Origin of the sequence: Candidatus Endowatersipora endosymbiont of Watersipora subatra (genome assembly GCF_964026585.1) — a bacterium.
In the GTDB taxonomy this organism is placed as follows: Bacteria; Pseudomonadota; Alphaproteobacteria; order Rhizobiales; family Rhizobiaceae; genus Pseudahrensia.
Genome location: NZ_OZ032160.1, coordinates 184,711 through 210,578, shown reverse-complemented (window position 1 = coordinate 210,578; position 25,868 = coordinate 184,711). Strand labels below are relative to the sequence as shown.

The window sequence follows — 25,868 nt, the reverse complement described above, 5'->3', positions numbered from 1 at the left end:
TTTAATCTTTACGCTCTTATAATAGGTTTTCATCTAATTATCCTTGCAAATATAATTAATATTAGAATAAATCTTTCTTATTGTACTAATATAGAGTCAATTAGTGGAGAATAATTGCAATGAAGGCGCTAGATACAATTGATCAATCCATTTTAAGTGAGTTGCAGTCTGATGCACGCCTTCCAAATGTAACACTAGCTAACAGAGTCGGTTTATCACCGTCTGCCTGCTCACGTCGTGTAGATGCTTTAGAAAAAAGTGGAATTATCAAGGGATACCATGCTCGGCTTTCTTTACAGGGATTAGGACATCCTATTGTGGTTATTGTTTGTATTACACTCGAAGGCCAATCCGTTACTCATCTCAGCGCATTTGAAGCTGCTGTTAAAGAATGTCCCAATGTTCTTGTATGCTACCTGATGTCGGGTACAAGCGATTATCTGTTACGTGTAGCAGCCAAAGACCTAGAAGATTATGAACGTATTCACAAAGAATGGCTATCGTCAATGCCTGGTGTTGCACGTATGACTTCATCCTTTGCTCTACGCGAAGTCCTTAATAATCAGAGCATTAATATTAAGGCTTATACCAAAAAAATGTCTTTGAATCAGAATTACACAAAGGTCTAAATAAATATTATTCAGGGTTTTAGGAGTGTCAGGAACGAGTCAATTTAGGGGAGGGTATAGGGATCACTCAATCTATATAACTTTTAGCGATGTGTTAATTGGGTCCCTAAGCCTAAGAAATCGAAAATCAAAACGAAAGAGACGTTTCATAGACTTCTGAGGATAGTTGACTCTATTCATTCGTTTCTTCGAGTCAATTCGATCTCAAGACAACAGGTTTTACCTTTTTTATAAGATGACTCGTTTACAATTCACCCTCACAAAAGCCAAGCGAGTTTCTGGCTGTGGCTGGGGTGGCAGGATTCGAACCTGCGAATGGCGACACCAAAAGCCGCTGCCTTACCGCTTGGCTACACCCCAAAAAATGAGATAATCTTTAGAAGTGTAAAGACGTATAATAAATGTCTTGCTTGGCTGCAACAGTTCCATCAGATAATAAGTGATGTTTTTACATTCCTTTTTGGACCATGAACAAATTACAATATTCAATTGTTGAAAAAATCGAATCAATGAAAAAAAATAAGGCCTTTTTAAAAACAAAAGACATCAGACTAAATCTGTTGCCTTTAAAATTTAACTTGGATTAGAGGCCATTGAAACTTATTGTTATGGTAGGCTTTATTGATATGATATCTTTCTTATGAAATCATGTAGTGATTCGTTAATTCTTAGCTTAAATGTTATAGTTTCCTTGCTCTCATCAAGCATTACTATCAAAGTTACACACCACCTTAATCTTAATTTTAAGAAAAAGTATCATCGATGAGAATCATCATAACTAATATGTTAATATTTGTAGTGTTAATGAGTATATTAACTACTTCCTCCTTTGCGGATAACAATGTCATAGGATGGGCCAAAATCTGTACTAAAGTTAATAGAAATGATATTTGCAATGTTCAATATAATATTTTGACGAATACAGGACACTTGATAACCGGCGTTAATCTGTTACAGTCAACGGGGAGGTTAAACCGTCGTATTTTTCAAATTGCAGTTCCTTCAGGTCGTTATGTTCCTGAGGGGATTAAGATGAAAATTGATAATGGGAAAGAAAGTACATTACCTTACTCAATATGCTTATCTGAGCGTTGTGTTGCTGAAGTTACATTAACAGATAGTATAATTGAGGAGCTTAAAACCGGTAACGTTCTTGTTTTGACATCAACAAACTTTCGCACCGAGAAAAATCCAGTCAACATTTCTCTCAAAGGATTTACGGATTCTTTCGAAGGACCGCCGCTCAAACGCCATGAGTTTGAAGAGCGCAATCAAAAACTTGAAAGAGAGCTCAGAAAGAAAGCAGAAAAAACTTTGCTAAAACTTGAGGAAGTACAAGAAAAAGCTAAGTCCGGAGGATAATCACAAGATTGAAGTTTCTCATTTCCTCTTCAATGCATGAGATCGCCACGCATAATATATTTTCCATCTTTATTTAACTGAAATAGTTCAGAGATTTGGTGGTGACGTAAGGGGCTACCGTGTTCATCTGAAATTAAATTTTCTTCTGACACATAGGCAATGTATTCACTTTCCTCATTTTCAGCTAACAGATGGTAAAAGGGCTGTTCTTTTGAGGGGCGTAGCTCTTCAGGTATTGAATCATACCATTCTTCAGAATTATCAAAAACAGGATCAACATCAAAAACGATACCACGAAACGGATAGATCCGATGTCTAACGACTTGCCCTATCTCAAATCTTGCAATTTTGATCATTTGACTTACCAACATTAATGACTCGCTATTTTCAACGATCGTCAAAATAAACTATTACTCTCTTAATGGTTAAGTGTAAATCAATTATCACATTAGAGATATAAGAATTGGAGGTCATTTGTTTTTGAGCTTTTTATTTTATCTGCTCTGCATTCTCAATCTTAAGATCAATCGGTTAACTGTAAAAAGAATCAAAAATTGCTCATTCATGAGAGATCAACTTGCCAATTTCAATCGTTATTAAGCCTAATAATCCTTCAATTCGAAAGATCTGAGTAAACGAGACGGCTTTTTAATCCTTTAAAAAAAAGATGAAATATGAGACTTCGTTTTCAACGAGATGATTTTGATGATCGTTCCCTTTGAGAAGGGAGAGAGAGCCCTGTTTTCTGATCAACAACTTTCATTGAAAGACGAAATTTTCCACGATCATCGAAGCCGATAAGCTTGACCCAAACATTGTCACCTTCATTGACAACATCGGTAGTTTTTCCAACGCGTTTATCAACAAGCTGAGAAATATGAACGAGCCCATCGCGGGTACCAAAAAAATTGACAAAGGCACCAAAATCGACTGTTTTAACAACAGCTCCTTGATAAATACACCCAACTTCTGGATCATCTGTAATCGACCGAATCCATGATACAGCGGCATCAATGTCTTGTGCTCTTGACGATGATACTTTTACAATACCGTCATCTTCGATATTGACTTTGGCGCCGGTTTTCTCTACAATTTCTCGTATCACTTTACCGCCCGATCCGATAACTTCACGAATCTTTTCAGTTGGTATCCTAAAGCTCTCAATACGTGGGGCAAAGTCACGAAGCTCCGGGCGACCGACACTGATAGCTTTATTCATTTCTCCAAGTATATATTCTCGGCCCTTCTGAGCTTGATCCAATGCTGCCTTCATTATTTCTTCAGTAATACCTGTTACTTTAATATCCATCTGAAGGGATGTGATACCTTTTGATGTTCCTGCAACCTTAAAATCCATATCACCTAGATGATCTTCATCTCCTAAGATATCAGACAAAATAACGAAGTCATCTCCTTCTTTGATCAATCCCATTGCTATACCTGCAACGGGAGCTTTTAGAGGAACACCTGCATCCATAAAAGCTAGAGATGCACCACAAACAGTTGCCATAGAAGATGAACCATTAGACTCCGTAATTTCAGAGACAGCCCTTAATGTATAAGGAAATTCTTCTTTTGAAGGTAGGACTCCACGGACAGCTCGCCAGGCCAGCTTACCATGACCGATTTCACGACGCGAAGTAAATCCAATGCGACCGGTTTCACCAACTGAGTAAGGAGGAAAATTATAGTGTAGTAGAAAATTTTCTTTATAATTACCTGTTAGTGAATCAATAAACTGTTCATCATCAGCTGTACCCAGTGTTGCAACAACGATGGCTTGTGTTTCACCACGTGTAAATAATGCTGAACCGTGCGTCCTTGGTAAAATTCCTACTTCTGATTCAATAGGACGAACCATTGATAGAGTCCGACCATCAATGCGTTGACCTGTTTTGATGATCGAACTACGTACAAAACTGGACTGAACACTCTCAAAAACATCGGTTAGTGTTTCACCTTCTCCGTCTTCGTTCGTTAAAAGAGCCTCTTTCGCTTTCTCTTTCGCGATCTCAAGAGCAGCATAACGCTCTTTTTTATCTGAGATCTTGTAGGCATTCTCAATGTCTTTGCCAATCAGAGTCTTCATTCTTTCTTCAAGAGAGGAATGATCTTTTACAATATGTTCATGAGGTTTTTTGGCACATTTTTGAGCGAGTTGAACAACTGCATTAATAACAGGTTGTAGTTCTTTTTGACCAAACATCACAGCACCCAGCATGATCTCTTCGGATAGGATTTTGGCTTCCGATTCGACCATCAAGATTGCATTATCAGTGCCGGCAACTACGAGGTCCAGTTCACTGTCTAGCATATCATCAATATTCGGATTCAGTACATATTTATCATCGATAAAACCAACACGGGCACTACCAATAGGCCCCTGAAAAGGAATACCAGATATCATCAAAGCCGCTGATGTTGCAATCATAGCCACGATATCTGGATTATTCTCCATATCATGTGATAATATAGTGCAAATAACTTGTGTATCGTTTTTATAACCACGAGAAAATAGAGGACGAATAGAACGATCAATCAAACGGCAGACGAGCGTTTCATTTTCTGAAGGGCGGGCTTCACGCTTAAAGAACCCACCAGGAATTCGACCGGCAGCATAGGTTTTCTCGACATAATTGACAGTGAGAGGAAAAAAATCATATTCAGGCTTAGGAAGTTTATCAAAAACTACACTACACATAACTGTAGTTTCGCCATAAGTTACTAGTACGCTCCCATCGGCTTGACGAGCAATTCGACCTGATTCTAACGTCAGTGAGCGTCCTCCCCATTTCGTTTCTACAATGTGTCTTTCAAAAATAGACATTCTATACATTCATCCCTAACTATATCGACCTGACGATTATCGCCCGGCTGTCCGTCTGCATTGACGGTTCACCTTCGACAAAGAGCGAAAGAGCGCTCGAATATAACATAAAAATTATCTCTCAGTTTGAAACAGCAGAAATGGTTAAAGATCCAATGAGTCTTGAATTATAAACACAACTAGCGACGAATACCTAGCCTCTGGATGAGTGACTGATACCGTTCTTCATTTTCGCGCTTAGCATAATCAAGAAGGGAACGACGATTAGCAACCATTTTAAGTAATCCGCGGCGTGAGTGATTATCCTTGTTGTGAAACTTGAAATGTTGAGTTAAATTGTTGATACGTTCAGTCAGAATGGAAACCTGAACTTCCGGAGACCCCGAATCACCTTCATGTTTTGAATATTCCTTAATAAGCTCAGCTTTACGCCCGACCGTAATAGACATGGGCCATTCCTCATGGTTACGATTTAAAATAACCTATCACCTGTAATGCATCCAAAAGTGGATTGGAATGGATTCGCTTGATAAGCTAGAAAGTCGAGATCACATTAGGCCTCAATACCACAATATGCAAGTTAAATATAATCATCTGATATAGGAACTATACATTTTTAACATTGATGATGCGATACCGAAATCTTATCAACGTCCTAAAGAAAATCTAACGATTCTGTGTCCATCATCGTCGAATCTGATAACAATCAATAAAAGACGAAGAATCAATTCAGTAAAAAATTGAATTTGAACATGGACCATTGAGGTCTCGTGCTAGAGAACTGAGATAAAACCTAATAACAATCCTAATTCTGATATTTGCTGTGTTGCTCCTAATATGTCACCTGTACAGCCACTGATATGACGACGGGAAAGACTTACAATATATTGAGTCATAAGGATAGCAGTCAATAAAGCGCAGAGTCCGGGAAGGAATCCACTAGCAGTGAATAAAATAAATATCGCAGGAAAAGAGCAAAGCGTTGTAGGAAGATATGCAGAAGAATTCGGTTTACCGAAGATTATAGAAAGACTGAATTGATTTTTACACAATTGGTTCTTTTCCTTCATCGGAGCTCTTGCTGGTGGCAGGAGAATCCAGGGTATAAGAATTGCTGCACGTGAAAGACTCGCTACTGCAATCATTAATAAGATAGCAATGCTGCAAGACAATTTTTGGAGTAGAGTCGTAATGAGTACAATACGTAATCCACTAGTTATAACGAGCACGAGAACACCATAAGTCCCAACGGTACTCTCCCGCATGATCAACAATTTTTTTTCTCGTTCATTGCTGCCCCAAAACCCATCCACCATATCGGCGAGACCATCTTCATGCAAAGCACCGGTCGTCACAGTCATGGTGATGACAGCCAAGAAGGCAATAACCATGTCAGGCATGGTTGTTTGCGTTGCCAGAACTATAATAAGTCCCATAGGCAAAGCAATTATGATTCCAGCAAGAGGAAAAGCGTAAGCAGTACTGGCAAAATCAGGAGTCTTTTTAAGATTGAATCTTTTTATAGGCAACCGTGATAAGAATTGTATGCTCACCAAAATATCTTTAATTCTAGTTATGAGGAAAGAGTGATTAGTATGAGTACTCATATTAAGATCCGTTCTTAACTTTTTAAGTATCTTGTTCTGATTGACTGCTGCAGTATACCTATGATGAATTCTTCCAATCTTAGTCTCGATGATATACGCAATTTTCTGAATCATTTGCCTGGACCTGATACCAGTGCAGCCCATTTAGTTATAGAACGAGATCTTACTTTAACAAAACCACTCGGGTCACTAGGCAAACTTGAGGAAATTGCTATATGGTTGGCAAGCTGGACGGGGTGTCAACCTAAAATCAACTATCCTTTGGTAGCTATTTTTTCCAGTAATCATGGAGTTACAAAACAAGGCATTTCTCGTTTTTCTCCTGAAGTAACAGCACAGATGGTAACCAATTTTAGAAACGGTGGGGCGGCAATCAACCAAATTTGCATTGCTAACAATCTCAATCTCAAAGTTTTAGATTTGAGACTGGAGAGACCAACTGCTGATATTAGCCAAAAAGCTGCTATGGATGAGCCAACTTGTGCCGAAAGTATAGATTGGGGTATGGAATCAATTTCCATTGGCACGGATTTACTATGCATCGGCGAAATGGGTATTGGTAATACAACAATTGCTTCTGCCATCTATTATGCTTTATTTGGAGGAACTGCAGAAGACTGGGTTGGTCCAGGAACGGGTCTTGATACTAAAGGAATTGCACTCAAAGTAGATGTGATCAATCGTGCTGTTAAACTTCATAAAAAGCATCTAAACGATTCTCTAGAAGTTCTATGCTGCCTTGGCGGCCGAGAAATCGCTGCTATGGTCGGTGCAATCCTCGCCGGACGACTCAAGAGAATCCCTGTTGTTATCGATGGATTTGTTGCCAGTGCCGCGGCTGCATTGCTTTATGCATTCAATTCAAAAGCACTCGATCATTGTTTGTTTGGGCATCTCTCTGCTGAGCCAGCTCATCTAAAGGCACTCAAAATAATGAATAAAATACCTTTGCTTGATCTTGGTATGCGGTTAGGAGAAGGGACGGGAGCAGCGCTAGCAGCTGGTATTATCAGAGCAGCTGCGCAGTGCCATTCAGGGATGGCTACCTTTCCGAATCTTCCATAGACAGTGATTCTGAATTTACTTCCTTGAAACAGCATCCCTTGCTACGAATGGAATATCACCGCGGGATATACCTATGTCGTTCAGCTCACGGTTAGACAGGTTGCTCAATTGAATCCGTGTCTGACGAATTCGATTCCAAGTACGGATATTATTGAATAATCTCATTATTTTAACCATTTTTCAAAATTGTGTTATTAATTTCCAGTCCCTTCATGATCTGAATAGCGAGTCTTCTAAACAAATACGAACGCAAACCATGCAGACGAGCTATGCATTTACTGCAAAAAATGAAGTCTAGAGTTATCAAAGCTTTTTAATATCCGCCTCTGCTCTGCAAGCCGAGCATGAATCGAATTCAGCAACTGCTTCTCGTTGTTCTATTCAAGAATTGGTTATATGAACCATGCGTGAATGCTTGGCATGCAATACGGATGCCATCTTGTTGATAAAAAATCATTAATTAAGTTGGTCAAATGCGTTGACGTTGAGCTCTGCACAAGGAGTTCTACTCTCCTATAAAGAGATCAAAGAAAGGATGAATACTGATTGTTTCTGAACCTCTTTTTCATTATGAATCTCCTGTTCTGTAGATTCACTTGTCTATCATCTATAGGTTATCTCTTCATCTGATCTATGAGGATTGCTAAAAATGACAAATTTTGAACATGCACGGAGGCAGATGGTTGAATGTCAGCTCCGTCCGAATGGTGTCACAAATTATAATGTCATAAATGCTTTTTTATCGATACCCCGAGAAGATTTTGTATCGAAGGCACAACGACCTTTAGCCTATATTGATCGTAGTTTTCTGATTTCTCAAGGAGATGAAAGCCGTTTTTTAAGTGACGCAATGTCGATGGCTAAGCTTATACAGCTGGCCAGGATTACTCTTGATTGTATTGTGTTAGATATTGGATGTGGCACTGGTTATTCAACAGCGATTCTTTCAACATTATGCAAGTCCGTAGTGGCGATTGAAAGTGATTCTGAATTAGCAGAAAGAGCTAAACATATTCTCATGAAAAGAGGTTTTAATAATACTGCTGTTGTAAAGGCTCCGCTTGAGGCTGGTTTAGCTACTGAAGGTCCTTATGATATAATTTTTATTGGTGGCGGAGTCGAACAAATCCCTGATACACTGAAAGATCAGTTAAAAGAAAAGGGTCGTTTGGTTGCGGTTATTGGCTTTGGAAACAGTGGAGTAGCAAGACTCTATAAAAAAAGTATGGGAATTGTAAGCCAAAGGGATGCGTTTAATTGCTCAATGAATCCTTTGCCAGGGTTTAAAAAAAGAACCAGATTTCTTTTCTAGAATGGAATGAGTTCTTTAGTCTTAAAGAATATTCCTTTGAGGGAATCAATGGTATCCTCTAAGAATTTTAAGGATATGCAGTCTATTCTAAAGTGATTATTAAGATCAACTTACAAAGCTATCCTTCATCAGTAATGGCTTTAGAAGTTAGAAACCAGTTGTTATTATCCCATTAAATGATTATTAATTATTATCGAAACGGTAATAATTAATATTAACCTTGTCCTCAAAGGCTACGCTTTATGCAAAAATCATCTGATCGTCTATTCGATCAACTGGCTAAGTTCATAACTGATTGTACTAGTATCACTCAAGATGCGAAGGGGGAAGTAGATAAAATTCTATATAGTCAGTTTGAGAAGTTTATTACGCGAATGGATTTAGTTTCACGAGATGAATTTGAAGTCGTCAGGGATATAGCCTCCCGAACCCGAATGGAAAATGACACTCTTAAAAAAGAACTTGAGATTCTTAAGAAGATGATTCTTGATTTAAGGCCAGCTGAAAATGAGAAATCAACAGGAAATCATGACTTGACTGATAACTTGCCATCGAAATCAGAATAAGATAAGATATAAGGCTCTCCAATCCCTTAAAGGATACCTGAATCATCTGAAAATTGACAATTAACTGTCAGTGTGGGACCAAAAATCAGTTCAAAATTTGTTTTTAAAGCCATGTCGAATTCCTGCATACTTGCAGGAACGCCAAGATCAGTTAGACTCGTAACGCCATCTTGGTTTATTCCGCAAGGAACAATCCCCGAAAAGTGGTCAAGATCAGGTCCAACATTGATTGAAATTCCGTGGAGAGAAATCCATTTCTTGATCCTTACGCCGATAGCAGCAATTTTATCTTCTGCGATTATGCCATTACGAAGTGGTAGATCCGGTCTTTTGACCCATACACCGACAAATTGTTCGCGCTTCTGTCCAGAAATCTGAAATCTACTTAGAGTAGATATGATCCAATCTTCAAGGGATGCGATATAAAGACGAATATCTTTCTGACGCTCCTTCAAATCTAGCATCACATAAGCTACCCTTTGCCCTGGACCATGGTAAGTGTACTGGCCTCCACGACGTGTTTGAATGACAGGAAATCGATTGGCATCCAGTAAATCATCAGAATTTGCGCTGGCGCCTGCTGTGTAAAGGGGAGGGTGTTCAAGAAGAAGGACACATTCATTTTCTTCACCTTTGGCAATAGCAGCTGCGCGTTTTTCCATAAAACTCGCTGCTTTTTCATAGTCTGTCAGATTCTCTGTGATCATCCATTCAACATATTTTGGTATAGACATTGGTAAAAAGTTGGGTTGATTTCTTTGTCTTTGTATTTTCAGTATTTGAAGATCCTTTTCTGAAAATTAATATTTCTAACTTGTGGATAAGATCTGATTTTGTTATTATTATTGAACTTCGTATCCAATCTGCGGCCGTGGCGGAAATGGTAGACGCGCAGCGTTGAGGTCGCTGTGGGCTCATACCCCGTGGAAGTTCGAGTCTTCTCGGCCGCACCAACACTAAATTAAAGTGTTAGGATGTATAAATCAATAAACTGAAGAGAAAATATTTTTCCTTTGAGAAGTTGTATGTGGCGGACAGGAAGGGATTCGAACCCTCGAAACGGTTACCCGTCTACACCCTTAGCAGGGGCGCGCCTTCAGCCACTCGGCCACCTGTCCATGTTAACAAATACTAGTGATTGAGCTAAAGAGTAAAGTTTTTTTCTAATGATCTCGTTATCTAGCTTAATTATTAAGTGCTGATGAGCGATACCATAAACAGTATGTCTCTTAATGAAGTCATAATTTCAAATGACTTTCTTAATACTTTCGATCTCTAAACTCCTAATACTCCTAAGTATCTAAATATCATTGAGTCTCCTGGTTCTCTACTTCTCTTCTATAAATTAATGGCCCCAAAGAAGGCCGCAATCATTTTAAGATCATTGTCTAGACTGACTAGCAACTGTTCTCTCTCTCACTCAATAGAATGAGGTCTGTTTCCCTTGTTGCATTACAGTGACTGATGATTATATTTAGATTGTCTGCCATTTTCTTCCGGCAGAGACGACTCCATTCCATATCTATTACAAAGGATTTTCTATGTTTATTAAACCTGCTTATGCACAATCGCTTGGAGGGGCCGGTAACGGCATAGTTGAGTTCTTGGTCCCAGTGATTGCAATTGGTGCAATCATGTGGTTCTTGGTTATAAGGCCTCAACGCCAGCAGCAAAAGAAAAGAGATCAAACACTCAGCAAGATCCGTCGTAATGACATTGTTGTTACGGGTGGGGGCATTATCGGTAGAGTGACGAAAATTATTGATGATTCAGAAATTGAGATCATGATCTCTGCGGAGACAAAAGTTAAGATTTTGCGGTCCCTGATTGCAGATGTAAGAGTCAGGGGGGAGCCGATTAAATCAGAGAAGTCATCTCCAAAAAAAGATGATATCCTTGAAAAGGAAGGAGAGTAAAAGCGTAAATTATTGAGAATAACGGATTTTAAGACCTCTCTTTAAAACATAGATTTGAAGGTTGAGTAACAATGTTGCATTTTTCTCAGTGGAAGATGTCTTCAATTATTATCTTGGTCATGATAGGGATTTTATTTGCTTCTCCCAATTTATTTTCGAAAAGTACACTGAATGTTCTGCCGAAATGGTTCCCTAAAAATCAATTATCTCTGGGACTCGATTTGCAAGGTGGTGTGTATCTTCAGATCAAGATTGACCGTAAGAACCTTATAAAGGAAAGGTTAGAAACACTCCTTCACGATATTCGGAGAACTCTTCTTGATTCTACACAGGGTAAGCGTATTGGATACCAGAGTCTTTCAGCGAAAGATGACTGTGTTCGTATCCAGTTGATCAATGAATCCGACATGGAAATAGCCAAAAAACGGCTCGCAAATTTACTGAACCCTGTTAGTTCTATCGGTCCTGTAGAAGTCGAATTCAGAGAGCCTTCGTCGTTTATTTTGGATTATTCTTTAACCGAATCAGGAATTGATCAAAGGTTAATGTCTGCAGTTTCTCGATCGATTGAGATTATACGGCACCGTATTGATGCATTAGGAACGATAGAACCACTTATCCAAAAACAAGGTGTAGACCGGATTAGCATTCAAGTTCCTGGTTTTAACGATCCTAAACAATTGAAAAAACTCATTGGAACGACTGCAAAACTTACATTCCGTATGGTGAATGAAACTATGAACGTAAGAGATGCTTTCAAAAATGGACCTCCTCTCGATTCAGAAATATTATCAACCTATGATTTTCATCAGGAGGCGTATGTTCTTGTTCGGAAGAAAGTTGAAATTAATGGCGAAAATCTAGAAGATGCTAAACTTGGTTTTCATCCCAAAACTAATGAACCTTTGGTTCTCTTTCGTTTCAATACAAAAGCCGCTCAACGTTTTTGTCGTATCAGTTCAATGAAAATAGGCGATCGTTTCGCAATTGTGTTGGACGAGAAAGTGATTTCTGCTCCCGTTCTCGAAGCCCCTATTTGCCAAGGAGTTGGCCAGATTTCTGGTAATTTTACTACAGAGTCAGCAAATAATCTCGCCGTATTGATGAGGAGCGGCGCACTTCCTACAAAAATTACTTTTGTTGAAGAACGGATCGTGGGCCCAACTTTGGGCGCTGATTCTATTATTGCAGGTAAAAAGGCATCACTTATCGCTATTCTTCTCGTTATAATATTCATGATATTATCATATGGAAAGTTAGGACTTATCGCTAATTTAGCACTCATCGCTAATATGACTCTTATCATTGGTATTTTATCTGCTTTAGGTGCAACCCTTACTCTTCCTGGAATTGCTGGCATTGTTCTAACCATAGGGATGGCTGTTGATGCCAATGTATTAATTTATGAACGTATTCGAGAAGAAAAACGAGGTCATCGCTCTTTGATTCAGGCTATAGATGTAGGCTTTCGTGAGGCGATGAGAACTATTTTAGATAGTAATATGACTACTTTGATCTCAGCTTTCATTCTATTTTATTTTGGATCAGGTCCCATTAAAGGGTTTTCTATCACTCTTGCTATTGGTGTGATGACATCTTTTTTTAGTGCGTTCACTCTCACACGATTAATGGTGTTCTTTTGGATCCACTGGAAACGGCCAAAGAGGTTACCTTATCGCTTCCTAAAAATGTTACCAGACAAAACATCTATAAGATTTATATTCTTTCATCATCTGTCATTATTCCTATCAACTTTTTTTATCATCGGATCGATTCTAGCTTTTTTTATCTTAAATCTGAACTACGGAATTGATTTCCGAGGAGGGACTTTGATAGAATATAAAGCTAAAACTGGGCAAGCTGACCTAGGAGAAATCCGAAGATGGATGGAAGAGCTAAACCTTGGTGACGTTCAGGTACAGAGTTTTGGTGCATCCAATGAAGTGTTAATTCGTATTGAGAATCAAAAAAAGAATAGGAATTCTGAAAACAGTAAGCTGTCACAAGTTCGCAAAGTGATGGATTCAGATTATGAGTTTCGTCGGCAAGAAGTGGTAGGACCCACTGTTTCCCATGAGTTAGCTAAGACCAGCGCCATTGCTATCATTGTTTCTTTATTCTCGATCATGATCTATATCTGGTTCAGGTTTGAATGGCGGTTTGCAGTCGGTGCATTAGCAACAACTCTTCATGATGTCATTTTAACTCTTGGTATTTTTGCTTTCTTAAAGCTTGAGTTCTCGCTATCCTCTATAGCCGCCATTTTAACAATGGTAGGCTATTCTCTGAATGATACCGTTGTTGTCTATGATCGAATCCGTGAGAACCTAAAAAAATATAATAAGAAACCCATTACTGAGATTCTTGATATGTCCATAAACGATACATTGTCTCGTACTGTTATCACCTCTGTTACAACATTATTAGCTTTGCTTGCCTTGTATTTAGTCGGTGGTCTTGTTCTCAGTTCTTTTATTCTTGCAATGATCTTTGGGACTTTGATCGGTACTTATTCTTCGATTTTTATAGCAGCTCCTCTGTTGAGAATATTAGGAATCCAACCCTCTCTCCTTTCAAGACGGTGAATGATCAGATTTATTGGAACACTATGAACGTGCAGATGATTACTATTATCGTAGTATCATATCACAAGAGAAAGACTTAAAAAATCATCTTTTTAATATTATGATGAATTCAGGATACCTTCGTGAAGATTTGAAGTACTGTCGGCAGTTACTCCGCCTTTATATGAATGATGAATATCTGGCTAATTTGCTCCTCTCCCAGTCGATTCAAGATAATATTGTCGTTCTACATGCATTTCATGCTGGACTCATGGAGGCTGTTAATCAGATTATTGAGCCTATGGCTGGTGAGATTCGATTGCAATGGTGGAGTGATGTTTTAAATGGTAAACGTAACGAAGAAGCCGCTGGACATCCGCTAGCACGATCTCTGTTATACTTGATAAAACAGCAACCGGTTGCTGTTGATCAGGAAACTATTAAGACAATGCTTAATACAAAAATAAAAGCTCATGTCGTTGAGGTTCATCGTCAATCAATGAAAAGTTTATCCATGCTCGAAAACTGGTTTGTTGAGACTCATTCCTCTCTTTTTCAGCTTTCAGCAATGATGAACGGTTCAAAAGTAAATTCTGAGCTGCTTAACGCTTCTCGGCATTCTGGTATAGCACAAGGATTGATGAGAATCTTGATCAATTTAGCTCGCTATAGATCTATGAAGCGGATCTTTGTTCCCCTTGATATTTTGAATGAATATGATTTAAACACAGAAGATTTTCTGCAATCGATAGACCAACGTCATGAAAAACTTATTATTGCTCTTATTCAGTTGACAACTGATCATTACAAAAAGGCCCTGATAGAAATTAGGAATCTTGATAGGTCAAGCCGGAAAATATTTTGTATATTGAGCCTTATACCTTTATATCTTAGAATATTTCAAGAATCTCCACGCGAAACGCTCACTGGTATTCAGAAATTTCCACTTCAGTTTTGTCGACAATGGGTACTTTTACTTTCATTTATAAGTTGGTAGACGCCTTTAATTTATAAAAAAGAAAATCTGAGAGGCATTAGAGAAGGGGGAACTCTATCCTATAGAAAGATATCAAACGGAATACCATGAGAGGCTTCAATCCCCCGTCCAATCTTCTGAAGAGCCTGAACCAATCTGCCATCTAAATTCAGACTATTATCCGCTAATCGGATCATTAGAAAATTAGGAGTCGCTGTCGGAGATAGAGTTCTTAATAAAATGGCCATTTTATCCGCTTCTGATGAAGAATACAAGGATAAAATAACAATCAATGCAGCCGCTGTCGAGCGACTGATGCCCATCCAGCATTGTATCAAAAGCGTTCCATCACCATTCCATCGGTATGAAAAATTAATAATTTTCTCTATATCTTCGGATGTTGGGGCAATCAGATCTTCATGTTCCTCACTAATATCATTAAATTCAAGAGACAGAAAACAATCACTAAACTGGTCAATTTGATCAGGAATCGGGATACTTTTTCCTGGTGATGAAAGAGAAATCATCCAGCGTGCTGATGATTGTTTCAAACTTCTTTTGAGGGTAGCTAATGGACAAACATGTATATGCATTGGCGATTTGAAGTTCATCAAATGTTCTATATTAACTGACATGCGCTGCGCTGGAGATCATTGGGGATGATTTAAGATAATCTTCTGGCCATTTGCTGTGAAAATGTCACCAGATATAAGCGCATTCTCAACTCGATCCCAACGAACGAATGCCAGCCCCATCTCGTTTATGCTACTACCGATTGTTCCTACTCTACGGCCTTTTGTAATGATTTCTATTCCATGTTCAGGTAAAGCCTCACCGTTTTCTGTTTTGCAGAGAACAAAACGCTTTCGAGTTATTCCTCTATTTTGCATGCGCGATACGATCTCCTGACCTACATAGCATCCTTTATTAAAATCAACTCCAGACTTTAAATAACGATCATAAAAAGCTTCGTGCGGAAAAACCTGATCTGAATGAAAATCATGACCTAGTTCAGGAATACCGGATTCTATTCGACGCCGGTGCCACTCTACTGAAAAATCATTTTTCAAGTTTTTTTCTGAATAGAGCAAAGTAAACCAACGTCTACCAAGATTACCTGATCTTGGATCTAAAAATCCTTCTTCATCAATAGATTCCGATCTTTTCAATTGAACGAAAACAATATGATTTCTTTTTTTAATTATAACCTCAGAACGCAGACGATAGAAAATTAATCGTTCAACAAGATGGTCACGATGATTTCGGTGGCAATCTAGTAAAAAGGAATCACCTTTCTTTTGTAAAATAAACTCATGTAGAATTTTCCCTTGCGGTGTGAGCAACCCGCCGAAGGTTGCGTGACCTGAATTCATGCCGATGATATTGCAAGTAATTAAATTCTGTAAAAATATCTCCGCATGGTTGCCATAAACCTCCAGGATCGCTCGGTCGTGCAAAAGAATTTTATCAGTTTTTATCTCAGTGGAATGCATAATATTTATTGTCATAGCGGTTTAAATATTGAATTCCTCAATATATGATCATTTAAGGTCTTAATTTTAAGGGTTTATTTTAATGATTGAGTCGAAAATACTCTGAGCTAAAAGATCAATCCTCCTAAAAATAACAGTTTTATCCTGAGTAGCTGTTGAAATTCCTGGCTGAAGGTGATTCAAATGCTATCATCATTTCTTTAAGAATAAAGGCCACTTCAGGAGCGAAATCATCATGAATACTGTTAGTGAAATCCGATCTGCCTTTCTTAACTATTTTGAAGAGAATGAACACGTAGTTTTAGATTCAGCCTCTTTGATTCCGCATAATGATTCTACACTCATGTTTACAGCTGCCGGAATGGTTCCCTTCAAAAATTTTTTTACAGGTCTAGAAACTGGACATCAGAGACGCGTTGCAACATCACAAAAATGTCTACGAGCAGGTGGTAAGCACAATGATCTTGATAATGTGGGATACACACCACGTCATCACACATTTTTTGAAATGCTCGGTAATTTTTCTTTTGGTGCTTATTTTAAAGCAGAAGCGATTGAACTGGCCTGGAATTTGCTCACAAAAGTGTATCACATCGATGTTCGACGACTCTTAATTACTGTTTTTCATGAAGATGATCAGGCTTATGATTTGTGGCGAAAAATTACGGGGGTTTCTAAGGACCAAATCATTCATATTGCTGCTAATAAAAATTTTTGGTCAATGAGTCATACTGGGCCTTGTGGACCCTGTTCTGAAATCTTTTATGATCATGGGGAGCACATTCAGGGAGGGTATCCGGGGAGCAATCAAGATAATGGTGATCGTTTTGTCGAAATATGGAATCTAGTCTTTATGCAATTTGACCAGATTTCTCTTGACGAAAAAGTCCCTTTACCTCAACCGTCTATTGATACCGGAATGGGGTTAGAGCGGATAGCAGCCGTTTTGCAAGGAACTCATGATAATTACGAGATTGATCTTTTTCGTGATCTTATAAGAAACAGTGAAGAGATAACAGGAGTGCCATCTGACAATAAAACGCGGGCAAGCCATCGGGTAATAGCTGATCATTTAAGAGCATCCAGTTTTCTCATTGCTGATGGTATATTGCCTTCCAATGAAGGTAGAGGTTATGTTTTACGACGCATCATGCGGCGTGCTATGCGTCATGCGAATCTTTTAGGTACACATGACCCGCTATTATGTCATCTAGTTCCGAAACTAATTGCCCAAATGGGGGATGTGTATCCTGAATTACAACGCTTTGAAATTCTCATTACCGAAACACTAGAACGAGAAGAAATCCGGTTTCGTAAAACTTTATCTCGCGGTCTCAAGCTTCTAGATACAGCAGCTTCTCAACTTTGTTCGGGGAATAGTCTTGATGGTCAAACAGCATTCAAACTCTATGATACTTATGGTTTTCCTCTCGATTTAACACAGGATGCATTACGTCACCGTGGGATATCCGTTGATGTTGAAGAGTACAATATAGCGATGAAATCTCAAAAAAGAGAAGGAAGCAATTCATGGCTTGGTTCTGATAGAAATGACGATTCGATCTGGTTCTCCTTGCGTGAAAGGCATGGCTCCACAAAATTCGTTGGGTACGAAGGAGAAAAAGCAGAAGGTCTTGTACTAGCCTTGGTAAAAGAAGATATATCTGTTGATTCTGTGTCCGCTAATGATCAGTTTTTCATAGTTGTAAACCAGACTCCATTTTACGGTGAGTCAGGGGGACAAGTAGGTGATAGCGGTACGATGGTTTTTAGTAATGCCATGGTACGTATTTTCAATACTCAAAAAAAGGGAGAAGGTTTGTTTGTTCATTCTGCTGTCATTGACTCTGGTCAATTAAATGTTGGTGATCGAGGTTTATTTGAAGTCAACTATGTACGGCGGAGCCGTTTGTGTTCTAATCATTCCGCTACACATTTGTTGCATCAAGCCTTACGTCAGGTATTGGGTTGTCATGTGAGTCAAAAAGGATCCCTTATTACTCCTGGGCGGTTAAGATTTGATTTTTCTCATCATCAGCCGATTGATGAAGAGGATCTTTTACTCATTCATTCATTTGCTAATCGTTATGTCTGGCAAAATAATCCTGTGGTAACGAGAGTGATGGGATTTGATCATGCAATTAAGCTAGATGCAAAGGCTCAGTTTGGTGAGAAGTACAGTGATGAAGTCAGGGTTGTCTCTATGGGAAGAACGATGGAAGGAGAGAAACAAGGCAAGCCTTGGTCCATCGAATTGTGCGGTGGAACCCATGTTGTCAATACTGGTGATATTGGTCTAATCAAAATCGTGAGTGAGAGTTCGGTTTCCTCCTGTGTCCGTCGTATTGAAGCATTAACTGGGGAAGCAGCACTTACATACCTTATGGAGAAAGATAAGACAATTAAAGAGATTGCTAAGTCTTTAAAAACTTCCCCTTCTGATGTTCCTGCGCGTGTTTTAGCTTTGGTAGATGACCGAAAAAACCTGGAACGTGAGTTAACTCATGTCAAAAAACAATTGATTATCAGAACAATAAGGGAAAATGAATCTTGTAAAACTATTGGTAATTTTTCTTTTATCGGTCGGATCATTGAAGGGGTCTCTCCACGAGACTTGAGAGGATTAGTCGACGAAGAAAAAAGGCGCCTAGGTTCCTGTATTGTTGCGTTGATTGCTAAGTTGTCTGGTAATAAAGCTGCTGTTGTCGTTGGTGTGACCGATGATCTTACAAATCGTTTTAATGCTATTGATCTGGTACGTTTAGCAGCAAAAGAAGTCGGAGGAAAAGGGGGCGGGGGACGCCCCAATATAGCTCAGGCTGGAGGATCAAATAGCGCCAATAGTCAGGCGGCTTTGGCTGCTTTAGAAGCTATACTTCACACTCACTGAATTGATAAATGGATTTTCTGTCTTTGGAAGAGCGCACATCTTTTCAAGGGTAAAATTTGAAAAAATGAAAAATCAAAAACTTGGTGGTGTACAAGCAGTGACTACAATGCAATTATGGTTCTTAGGTGTTCTAAAACGGTGAGGAATATGACTTTCAAATAAATAGGCATCACCCTGACCCAGGATTTTTCTCTGATCTCCAACTGTGACTTCTAATTTTCCTTCTAAAATAAGACCAGCTTCTTCTCCTTGATGGCTTAACATCACACGTCCAGTATCAGCACCTGGTTGATATTCTTCATACAGCATTTGAATGTCTCTTCTGAATAAATTCGTTCCGATCTGTTTGTATGATATTTTACCCTTGCCAATCTCAATAAGCTCATTTCCTTCAAAAAAAATTTGATCAACAGATTCAGGCTGATAGGAAAAGAATTCTGAAATTCCAATGGGTATCCCGTCAAGAACCCGCTTGAGAGCGCTAATCGATGTGTTAATTTTAGCTGATTCTATTTGAGAAATAAAACCGTTCGTCACACCTGCACGTCTAGCTAATTTTCGTTGTGATAAACCCTGCGCCTTCCTAATTGATTTAAGACGTTGACCAATATCCTTGACAAAGTCGTTATTGTTTAACATGTTTATTATCATAAACATTTTAAAACAGATTTCAATATTTTCAATGAGATAAAGATATTAAAGAAACAGACTTTTTTTCTATAAAAATAAATGCTTCTCTTTAAAAGTATGGATAGGAGTATTTATTATGAAAAATAAAGAGCACTCATCATTTACAGACAATAGACATCCTTTGGATGCTTATTGGATGCCGTTTACAGCCAACCGTCAATTCAAGGATAACCCTCGCATACTTACTGCAGCAAAAGGGATTTACTATGAGAATGATGTTGGTCAAAAAATCTTAGATGGAACAGCAGGACTTTGGTGCTGTAATGCAGGTCATGGCTATCAAGAAATTACAGATGCGGTTTCCAGACAGCTATCTACATTAGATTATGCTCCTTCTTTTCAGATGGGACATCCTATTGTATTTGAATTTGCTGAGAGGTTAAAAGGAATTGCGCCAGCTGGATTCAATCACGTATTTTTTACAGGATCTGGATCAGAGTCTGTCGACACGGCCTTGAAAATGGCTCTTGCTTATCATCGTTCACGGGGAGAAGCAACACGCACACGGCTTATTGGACGGGAACGTGGTTATCATGGTGTAGGTTTTGGTGGAATTTCTGTTGGTGGAATTGTTAATAACCGTCGTCATTTTGGATGTCTCCTAACAGGTGTTGATCATTTGCCGCATACTTACTCACCAGAACATCAAATCAATGTAAAAGGACAACCCGAATGGGGGGCACACCTTGCGGATGATCTCGAAAGAATTGTATCACTCCATGGATCAGAAACAATTGCAGCTGTTATTATTGAGCCTGTAGCAGGTTCTACTGGCGTTCTCATTCCACCAAAGGGATATCTGAATCGTCTCCGAGCTCTTTGTGATCACCATGGTATCTTACTCATATTCGATGAAGTAATCACAGGTTTTGGTCGTTTAGGAACTCCTTTCGCTGTGAATTATTTTGGAGTAAAACCTGATCTCTTTACTACAGCAAAGGGGCTAACAAATGGCGTCATTCCCATGGGGGCAGTCTTCGTCCAAAATCATATCTATGATGCCTTCATGCAGGGGCCAGAGAACATTATTGAATTCTTCCATGGCTACACTTATTCTGGACATCCAGTAGCTTGCGCAGCTGGTCTAGCCGTCCAGGACATTTATGAGAAATATTCTCTTTTGAATCGGGGGTCAATCCTTGAAAATAGTTGGGAGAAAACTATTCACTCTTTAGTTGGTGCTAAACATGTCAAAGATGTTCGAAATCTGGGCATAATTGCCGGGATTGAATTAGAATCAAGAGATAAAGCACCTGGAGCGAGAGCTTACGAAGTATTTGTGGAGTGTTTTAAAGCAGGAGTCTTGATCCGTGTCACTGGAGATATCATTGCGCTTTCTCCCCCTCTGATCATTGAAGAATCTCAAATTCAAGAACTTGTTGAAACTCTCCGAGAGAAGATTGAAAAAACTGAATAACAAAGGAAATCAACATGTCGAAAATAACTCATTATATGAATAATTCACCCTTTTTAGGCAATGGAGAGCGCTCGCATCCGGTATTTAATCCTGCAATCGGAGTAGCAGAAAAATCTGTTGTCCTTTCGACAGAAGACGATGTGAATAAAATTGTTGCTGCTGCTAAAGCCGCATGGCCCATTTGGTCAAAAACAACAGTGCTTCGTCGTGTACGTGTTCTTGATAAGTTTAAATCAATACTCTGGGATAGGGCTGATCAACTGGCAAAAATTATCTCCTCTGAACATGGAAAAACCTATGATGATGCATTCGGGGAAGTCATCCGTGGCATTGAAGTTGTCGAATTCGCAGTTGGTGCTCCTACTTATATGAAAGGGGAATTTTCTGAAAATATCGGCAATGGTGTTGATAGTCATATGATCAGGCAATCTCTTGGTGTCTGTGCTGGGATTACACCATTCAATTTTCCTTGCATGGTTCCTATGTGGATGTTTCCAATCGCTCTTGCAACTGGTAATACGTTCGTTTTGAAACCATCAGAAATTGCTCCTTCTGCCTCTTTATTGATGGCCGAATGGCTCGCTGAAGCAGGGTTACCAGCGGGAGTTTTCAATGTTGTTCAGGGTGACAAAATTACTGTGGATGATCTTCTCAATCATCCAGATATTAAGGCGATCAGCTTTGTCGGATCTACGCCCGTCGCCCAATATATTTATAATACTGGCATTCAAAATGGAAAAAGAGTCCAGGCCCTTGGTGGTGCCAAAAACCACATGGTCATCATGCCAGATGCTGATCTTGAAATGGTGATATCGTCTCTTATGGGGGCAGCCTATGGTTCTGCTGGTGAACGTTGTATGGCAATCTCTGTTGCAGTTCCTGTTACAGATGTGATCGCTGATTCTTTGGTAGAGAGGCTCATACCCAAAATTAAGGCGCTCAAGATCGGTCCTCCAACTAACCAAGAATCGGATATGGGTCCGCTCGTAACCGAACATCATCGTAACAAGGTTCATGGCTATATAGATAGTGCTAAAAAGGATGGAGCAAAGATCGTTGTTGATGGTCGTCTCTTTAATCAGAAAATTGAAGGCTATGAAAAGGGATTCTACACTGGGGGGACTTTGATCGATCATGTCACTCCAGACATGAGAGCCTATAAAGACGAAATTTTTGGGCCGGTCCTTTCTATTATAAGACGCAATTCATATCAAGAAGCTATTGATCTTATTCATGGACACAAATACGCTAATGGTACGGCTATTTTTACTCGCGATGGGGATACAGGTAGAAACTTTAGTCAAGATATAGAAGTTGGTATGGTCGGAATTAATGTGCCAATTCCGGTACCAATGGCATTTCATAGCTTTGGTGGTTGGAAGTCATCCATTTGGGGTGATCACCACATGCATGGTATGGAAGGTGTTCGTTTCTACACTCGCATAAAAACAACTACAACACGTTGGCCTACTGGTATTCGTGAAGATTCCCAATTCTCTATGCCAACAATGTAATTAAAGAGAAAAACCATATTTAATATACTCAATAGTGGTTACTCTTGATTCTTTTTAAGAAGAACTCGTGTTCACCCCCCCTTGAACCCCTCAAGGGAGGGGTAGTCTTCTTTTAAATTCATCATAATAGAGCTCAAAAAATAAGTTTATCTATTCAGTTTTTTCTTTTTTATAATTAGAACTGATATTATTAAAATTTTTAAAGACTGAATTCGCATCAAGAGATAGGGATAAGTTGGAATCTAAGTTTGAGGGAGAATCCTGAGTTTCGCTTGCAGGAAGGAGAGAACAATCTTGATCTCGTTCTGATATTTCAATGGTTGGAAGATATTGGGTAGCTTTTGAAACTTCGAAATCAAGATCAATCTGACTACAGATTCCCAACGCAACCGGATCTAAGGGTTGTAAATTGACAGAATTCCAATGGGTACGGTCGCGAATAGCAGAAATTGTTGACTTTGTTGTTCCAACTAGACGGATAATCTGTAAATCTTTCATCTCTGGGTGATTTCGGAGAAGCCATAAAATAGCATTAGGCCTGTCTTGACGGCGAGATAAAGGAGTGTAGCGGGAACCCTTTTTTTTCAGGGGAGGAACAGGTACTTTCGGTTCGAGCAAGACCAATTTTTCATCTGGATTGTTTTCAGCGTGTTTGATTGCATCACGTGTCAGTTGGCCGATCTGTACAGGATCAAGTCCTTTAATTCCTTGAGCTGAATCACCATCGGCGATTGATTTTACCTCAAGTTCGTGTATACTACAAAAGTCAGCAATTTGTTCGAACGTTAATGCCGTATTCTCAATAAGCCATACAGCGGTAGCTTTTGGCATGAGCAATTGAATGGCCATTTCATACTATCCTTTTTATATTGTGAGTAGTAAACTAAACTCACGGTTTAACGATTTAGTATATAGTATAACAACACTACCAGGATACCAGGAAACTGTTTATACAGAGACGTGAAAGGATGATAAATGCAATTTATCAGTTTCTTTTTGATCTTACATTAATCCTGTTTGTTCTCTAGTTTTTAATTTACTACTAACTGATATCTATTGTTCTTCATCGTCGAAGAAAGAATTATTTATCCATTCGATAAATAAAACATCCTATCTTAGTTTTACGATAAGTGCGAGATTCAAGTTGTTCAAAACCAGACAATAATTGGGGTAGATCGCATGGTTTACCTTCTACTATCAAGAGAGCACAATCTGACATCCATTGACCATGTCGGAGTCTCTTTACGGTAGACGGTACGATTTTTTTAGTTTGAGCGTAAGGCGGATCAACAAAGACAAGATCGAATTTTTTCATATTACACAAATTACCCAATTGTGTGGCGTCACGAGACAATACTTTACTGATACGATCAACCTTTAGAATTTCAATATTACATCTGAGAAGATCGCAAGATCGAATATCATTATCAACAAACAAGGAAAAACTTGAACCACGGGACAGTGCCTCAAAACCTAATGCACCAGTCCCAGCAAATAAATCAAGGACCCGCGTCTCATGATTGATCTTTCCTGGCCACTTGTGTTCAATCAGATCAAATATGCTCTCACGAATTTTATCAGAGGTTGGACGAATCAATTTATGATGATGATTGAGATCTCTTAATACGTGACCCCGGAATTTACCGCCAATAATGCGCACCAAATGTCCCCTTATTCATTGACTTTAGCATGATTCTCATTGGATAGCATCAAAACGTCTCCTGACGTTTTGAAAAGCTTTTCACCAAGCTGATTTCGCAGTATATGCTGACGAACCTCTTTAACTTTCTTTATTTCTAAGTTACCTAGCTGAAAAGGACCATAAGAAGTTCGAATTAAACGAGTGACTCTTAAATTAAGACTCTTAAAAACTTTCTTTATTTCCTGATTCTTACCTTCGCGTATTGAAACTGTCAGCCATAGATTAGACCCTTTTTTCCGTTCCAGAATCGCTTCTATAGAGCGATAGGAAATCCCATCAATAACTACACCATCTTTCAACCGATTCAGTTTTTCTTGCGTGACAAAACCATGCGCACGCACGCGGTATCGACGAAGCCAAGCTGTGGATGGCAGTTCGAGAATGCGAGAAAGACCGCCATCATTGGTCAACAATAAGAGGCCTTCTGTATTCAGGTCCAGACGACCAACTGTTAGAACTCGCGGTAGGAAATTAGGCAAGTATTCGAAAATCGTTTCTCGACCTTCAGGATCTTTGTTAGTTGTGATGGTACCAGATGGTTTATTAAACAACCACAATCTTGTGCGCTCTGCAGGAGGTAATTCACGACCATCAATCTCAATACTATCTTTGGGAAGAACAGTCAGAGCGGGTGAATCCAAGGTTTTTCCATTTACACTTACACGTCCATTTTCAACCCATGCTTCGGCTTCTCGACGGGAACATAGACCTGAACGTGCGATACGTTTAGCAATACGCATTGTAGATCGAGTATTTTTCAACCTGATCGTAGGTTTTTTTGTTGACTTTACTAGTTTAAAAGAGTTGATCATTCAAAATCCATACTATCTTAAACACAAATAATTAAGCAAGAATTTAGTCTTAATGCTCATCTAATGATTAAAAATCAATTCATGTTGGCAGCACTGAGTGAAGCACAAGGAGCAGACTCTCGAGGTGAAGTTCCAGTTGGTGCCGTGATTGTAAAAAATCTTAAGATCATTGCAAGAGCAGGCAATAAAACAATTGAAAAAAAAGATCCTACGGCGCATGCAGAGATTATTGCTATTCGGAAAGCGTGTCAAAGAATTGATTCACAGTATTTAATTAATTGCGATCTTTATGTTACGATTGAGCCTTGTACACAGTGTACAGCAGCCATTTCACTTTCACGTCTTCAGAGATTATATTTTGGAGCAGAGAATAAAAAAGGAGGGGCCGTCATAAATGGAGTCAGATTCTTTGATCACAAAACATGCTACCATAGACCTGAATACTATTCAGGTTTTTACGAAACATCTTGTAAAGAGATCCTAAAGAAATTTTTCCTTAAAAAACGGTAAAATTAGAAGACTATAT

Annotated in this window: 25 protein-coding genes and 3 tRNA genes; 14 read left to right on the top strand and 14 right to left on the bottom strand. The window is 39.0% G+C overall.

The features are described from left to right. Window positions 1-119: 119 nt before the first annotated feature. Entirely contained in the window at window positions 120-629 is a 510-nt protein-coding gene (locus AAGD37_RS00960; RefSeq protein WP_341760421.1) for an Lrp/AsnC family transcriptional regulator, read from the top strand. A gap of 285 nt (window positions 630-914) precedes the next feature. Here the strand turns inward: AAGD37_RS00960 and AAGD37_RS00955 are convergent. Further along, window positions 915-989, bottom strand: a tRNA-Gln gene (locus AAGD37_RS00955). A gap of 423 nt (window positions 990-1,412) precedes the next feature. Here AAGD37_RS00955 and AAGD37_RS00950 point away from each other — a divergent pair. Then, window positions 1,413-1,991, top strand: coding sequence for an invasion associated locus B family protein (locus AAGD37_RS00950; protein ID WP_341760420.1), 579 nt, complete (start codon window positions 1,413-1,415; stop codon window positions 1,989-1,991). Window positions 1,992-2,020: 29 nt separating this feature from the next. Here AAGD37_RS00950 and hspQ read toward each other — a convergent pair whose 3' ends face one another. The 4 genes from hspQ to AAGD37_RS00930 form a co-directional block, all read right to left on the bottom strand. Next, window positions 2,021-2,347, bottom strand: a complete 327-nt coding sequence (hspQ, locus tag AAGD37_RS00945; protein WP_341760419.1) for a heat shock protein HspQ — start codon at window positions 2,345-2,347, stop codon at window positions 2,021-2,023. A 332-nt stretch (window positions 2,348-2,679) separates the two neighbouring features. Then, the gene (gene pnp / locus AAGD37_RS00940) at window positions 2,680-4,812 is read right to left on the bottom strand and encodes a polyribonucleotide nucleotidyltransferase (protein ID WP_341760629.1); all 2,133 of its coding nucleotides are present in this window, start codon (window positions 4,810-4,812) and stop codon (window positions 2,680-2,682) included. 185 nt (window positions 4,813-4,997) lie between these two features. Next, on the bottom strand, window positions 4,998-5,267 hold the full coding sequence (rpsO, locus tag AAGD37_RS00935) for a 30S ribosomal protein S15 (RefSeq protein WP_341760418.1): 270 nt from the start codon (window positions 5,265-5,267) through the stop codon (window positions 4,998-5,000). Window positions 5,268-5,591: 324 nt separating this feature from the next. After that, window positions 5,592-6,371 carry an adenosylcobinamide-GDP ribazoletransferase gene (locus tag AAGD37_RS00930; protein ID WP_341760417.1) on the bottom strand — a complete coding sequence of 260 codons (780 nt, stop codon included), beginning with the start codon at window positions 6,369-6,371 and terminating at the stop codon, window positions 5,592-5,594. Between the two features lie 117 nt (window positions 6,372-6,488). On the opposite strand from AAGD37_RS00930, the gene cobT reads away from it, so the two are divergent. Further along, window positions 6,489-7,490 carry a nicotinate-nucleotide--dimethylbenzimidazole phosphoribosyltransferase gene (cobT, locus tag AAGD37_RS00925; protein ID WP_341760628.1) on the top strand — a complete coding sequence of 334 codons (1,002 nt, stop codon included), beginning with the start codon at window positions 6,489-6,491 and terminating at the stop codon, window positions 7,488-7,490. 15 nt (window positions 7,491-7,505) lie between these two features. Here the strand turns inward: cobT and AAGD37_RS00920 are convergent, their stop codons facing one another. Then, window positions 7,506-7,655 (bottom strand): DUF1127 domain-containing protein, encoded by a 150-nt coding sequence (locus AAGD37_RS00920; protein ID WP_341760416.1) that lies wholly within the window; start codon window positions 7,653-7,655, stop codon window positions 7,506-7,508. A 484-nt stretch (window positions 7,656-8,139) separates the two neighbouring features. On the opposite strand from AAGD37_RS00920, the gene AAGD37_RS00915 reads away from it, so the two are divergent. Together AAGD37_RS00915 and AAGD37_RS00910 are read left to right on the top strand one after the other, a co-directional pair. After that, complete coding sequence (locus tag AAGD37_RS00915; RefSeq protein ID WP_341760415.1) at window positions 8,140-8,802, top strand: protein-L-isoaspartate O-methyltransferase; 663 nt, start codon at window positions 8,140-8,142, stop codon at window positions 8,800-8,802. A gap of 242 nt (window positions 8,803-9,044) precedes the next feature. Then, on the top strand, window positions 9,045-9,368 hold the full coding sequence (locus AAGD37_RS00910; protein ID WP_341760414.1) for an accessory factor UbiK family protein: 324 nt from the start codon (window positions 9,045-9,047) through the stop codon (window positions 9,366-9,368). A gap of 26 nt (window positions 9,369-9,394) precedes the next feature. Here AAGD37_RS00910 and lipB read toward each other — a convergent pair whose 3' ends face one another. Beyond that, window positions 9,395-10,102 carry a lipoyl(octanoyl) transferase LipB gene (lipB, locus tag AAGD37_RS00905; RefSeq protein ID WP_341760413.1) on the bottom strand — a complete coding sequence of 236 codons (708 nt, stop codon included), beginning with the start codon at window positions 10,100-10,102 and terminating at the stop codon, window positions 9,395-9,397. Here lipB and AAGD37_RS00900 point away from each other — a divergent pair. Beyond that, window positions 10,102-10,269, top strand: coding sequence for a hypothetical protein (locus AAGD37_RS00900; RefSeq protein ID WP_341760412.1), 168 nt, complete (start codon window positions 10,102-10,104; stop codon window positions 10,267-10,269). The genes lipB and AAGD37_RS00900 overlap by 1 nt on opposite strands. Beyond that, window positions 10,234-10,321, top strand: a tRNA-Leu gene (locus AAGD37_RS00895). Before AAGD37_RS00900 ends, AAGD37_RS00895 begins: the two co-directional genes overlap by 36 nt. A 75-nt stretch (window positions 10,322-10,396) precedes the next feature. Here the strand turns inward: AAGD37_RS00895 and AAGD37_RS00890 are convergent. Next, window positions 10,397-10,486, bottom strand: a tRNA-Ser gene (locus AAGD37_RS00890). A gap of 423 nt (window positions 10,487-10,909) precedes the next feature. Here AAGD37_RS00890 and yajC point away from each other — a divergent pair. The 3 genes from yajC to AAGD37_RS00875 all read left to right on the top strand — a co-directional run bounded on the left by yajC (window position 10,910) and on the right by AAGD37_RS00875 (window position 14,845). Continuing rightward, window positions 10,910-11,284, top strand: coding sequence for a preprotein translocase subunit YajC (yajC, locus tag AAGD37_RS00885; protein ID WP_341760411.1), 375 nt, complete (start codon window positions 10,910-10,912; stop codon window positions 11,282-11,284). A 71-nt stretch (window positions 11,285-11,355) separates the two neighbouring features. Then, a complete protein-coding gene (secD, locus tag AAGD37_RS00880; RefSeq protein WP_341760410.1) occupies window positions 11,356-13,869 on the top strand; it encodes a protein translocase subunit SecD in 2,514 nt (837 codons plus the stop codon). A gap of 13 nt (window positions 13,870-13,882) precedes the next feature. Continuing rightward, window positions 13,883-14,845, top strand: coding sequence for a phytoene/squalene synthase family protein (locus AAGD37_RS00875; RefSeq protein ID WP_341760409.1), 963 nt, complete (start codon window positions 13,883-13,885; stop codon window positions 14,843-14,845). A gap of 59 nt (window positions 14,846-14,904) precedes the next feature. Here AAGD37_RS00875 and AAGD37_RS00870 read toward each other — a convergent pair whose 3' ends face one another. Both AAGD37_RS00870 and AAGD37_RS00865 read right to left on the bottom strand, forming a co-directional pair. After that, window positions 14,905-15,417: a protein tyrosine phosphatase gene (locus tag AAGD37_RS00870; protein WP_341760408.1), complete on the bottom strand. Its 513-nt coding sequence runs from the start codon at window positions 15,415-15,417 to the stop codon at window positions 14,905-14,907. A gap of 57 nt (window positions 15,418-15,474) precedes the next feature. Continuing rightward, window positions 15,475-16,317 carry a folate-binding protein gene (locus AAGD37_RS00865; RefSeq protein WP_341760407.1) on the bottom strand — a complete coding sequence of 281 codons (843 nt, stop codon included), beginning with the start codon at window positions 16,315-16,317 and terminating at the stop codon, window positions 15,475-15,477. Between the two features lie 235 nt (window positions 16,318-16,552). Between AAGD37_RS00865 and alaS the strand changes: the two genes are divergently transcribed. Further along, window positions 16,553-19,207 (top strand): alanine--tRNA ligase, encoded by a 2,655-nt coding sequence (gene alaS / locus AAGD37_RS00860; protein WP_341760406.1) that lies wholly within the window; start codon window positions 16,553-16,555, stop codon window positions 19,205-19,207. 72 nt (window positions 19,208-19,279) lie between these two features. On the opposite strand, the gene AAGD37_RS00855 is transcribed toward alaS, so the two are convergent. Beyond that, window positions 19,280-19,846: a cupin domain-containing protein gene (locus tag AAGD37_RS00855; RefSeq protein ID WP_341760405.1), complete on the bottom strand. Its 567-nt coding sequence runs from the start codon at window positions 19,844-19,846 to the stop codon at window positions 19,280-19,282. A gap of 127 nt (window positions 19,847-19,973) precedes the next feature. On the opposite strand from AAGD37_RS00855, the gene AAGD37_RS00850 reads away from it, so the two are divergent. Together AAGD37_RS00850 and AAGD37_RS00845 are read left to right on the top strand one after the other, a co-directional pair. Beyond that, complete coding sequence (locus tag AAGD37_RS00850) at window positions 19,974-21,314, top strand: aspartate aminotransferase family protein (protein ID WP_341760404.1); 1,341 nt, start codon at window positions 19,974-19,976, stop codon at window positions 21,312-21,314. Between the two features lie 14 nt (window positions 21,315-21,328). Then, window positions 21,329-22,828, top strand: coding sequence for a CoA-acylating methylmalonate-semialdehyde dehydrogenase (locus AAGD37_RS00845; protein WP_341760403.1), 1,500 nt, complete (start codon window positions 21,329-21,331; stop codon window positions 22,826-22,828). Window positions 22,829-22,978: 150 nt separating this feature from the next. Here AAGD37_RS00845 and AAGD37_RS00840 read toward each other — a convergent pair whose 3' ends face one another. From AAGD37_RS00840 to AAGD37_RS00830, 3 genes are all read right to left on the bottom strand, one after another. Further along, window positions 22,979-23,677, bottom strand: coding sequence for a DUF1013 domain-containing protein (locus tag AAGD37_RS00840; RefSeq protein ID WP_341760402.1), 699 nt, complete (start codon window positions 23,675-23,677; stop codon window positions 22,979-22,981). 232 nt (window positions 23,678-23,909) lie between these two features. Next, window positions 23,910-24,488, bottom strand: coding sequence for a 16S rRNA (guanine(966)-N(2))-methyltransferase RsmD (rsmD, locus tag AAGD37_RS00835; protein ID WP_341760401.1), 579 nt, complete (start codon window positions 24,486-24,488; stop codon window positions 23,910-23,912). A gap of 11 nt (window positions 24,489-24,499) precedes the next feature. Then, window positions 24,500-25,342 (bottom strand): pseudouridine synthase, encoded by an 843-nt coding sequence (locus tag AAGD37_RS00830; RefSeq protein ID WP_341760400.1) that lies wholly within the window; start codon window positions 25,340-25,342, stop codon window positions 24,500-24,502. An 81-nt stretch (window positions 25,343-25,423) separates the two neighbouring features. On the opposite strand from AAGD37_RS00830, the gene AAGD37_RS00825 reads away from it, so the two are divergent. Further along, window positions 25,424-25,852: a nucleoside deaminase gene (locus tag AAGD37_RS00825; protein ID WP_424945450.1), complete on the top strand. Its 429-nt coding sequence runs from the start codon at window positions 25,424-25,426 to the stop codon at window positions 25,850-25,852. Window positions 25,853-25,868 lie beyond the last annotated feature (16 nt).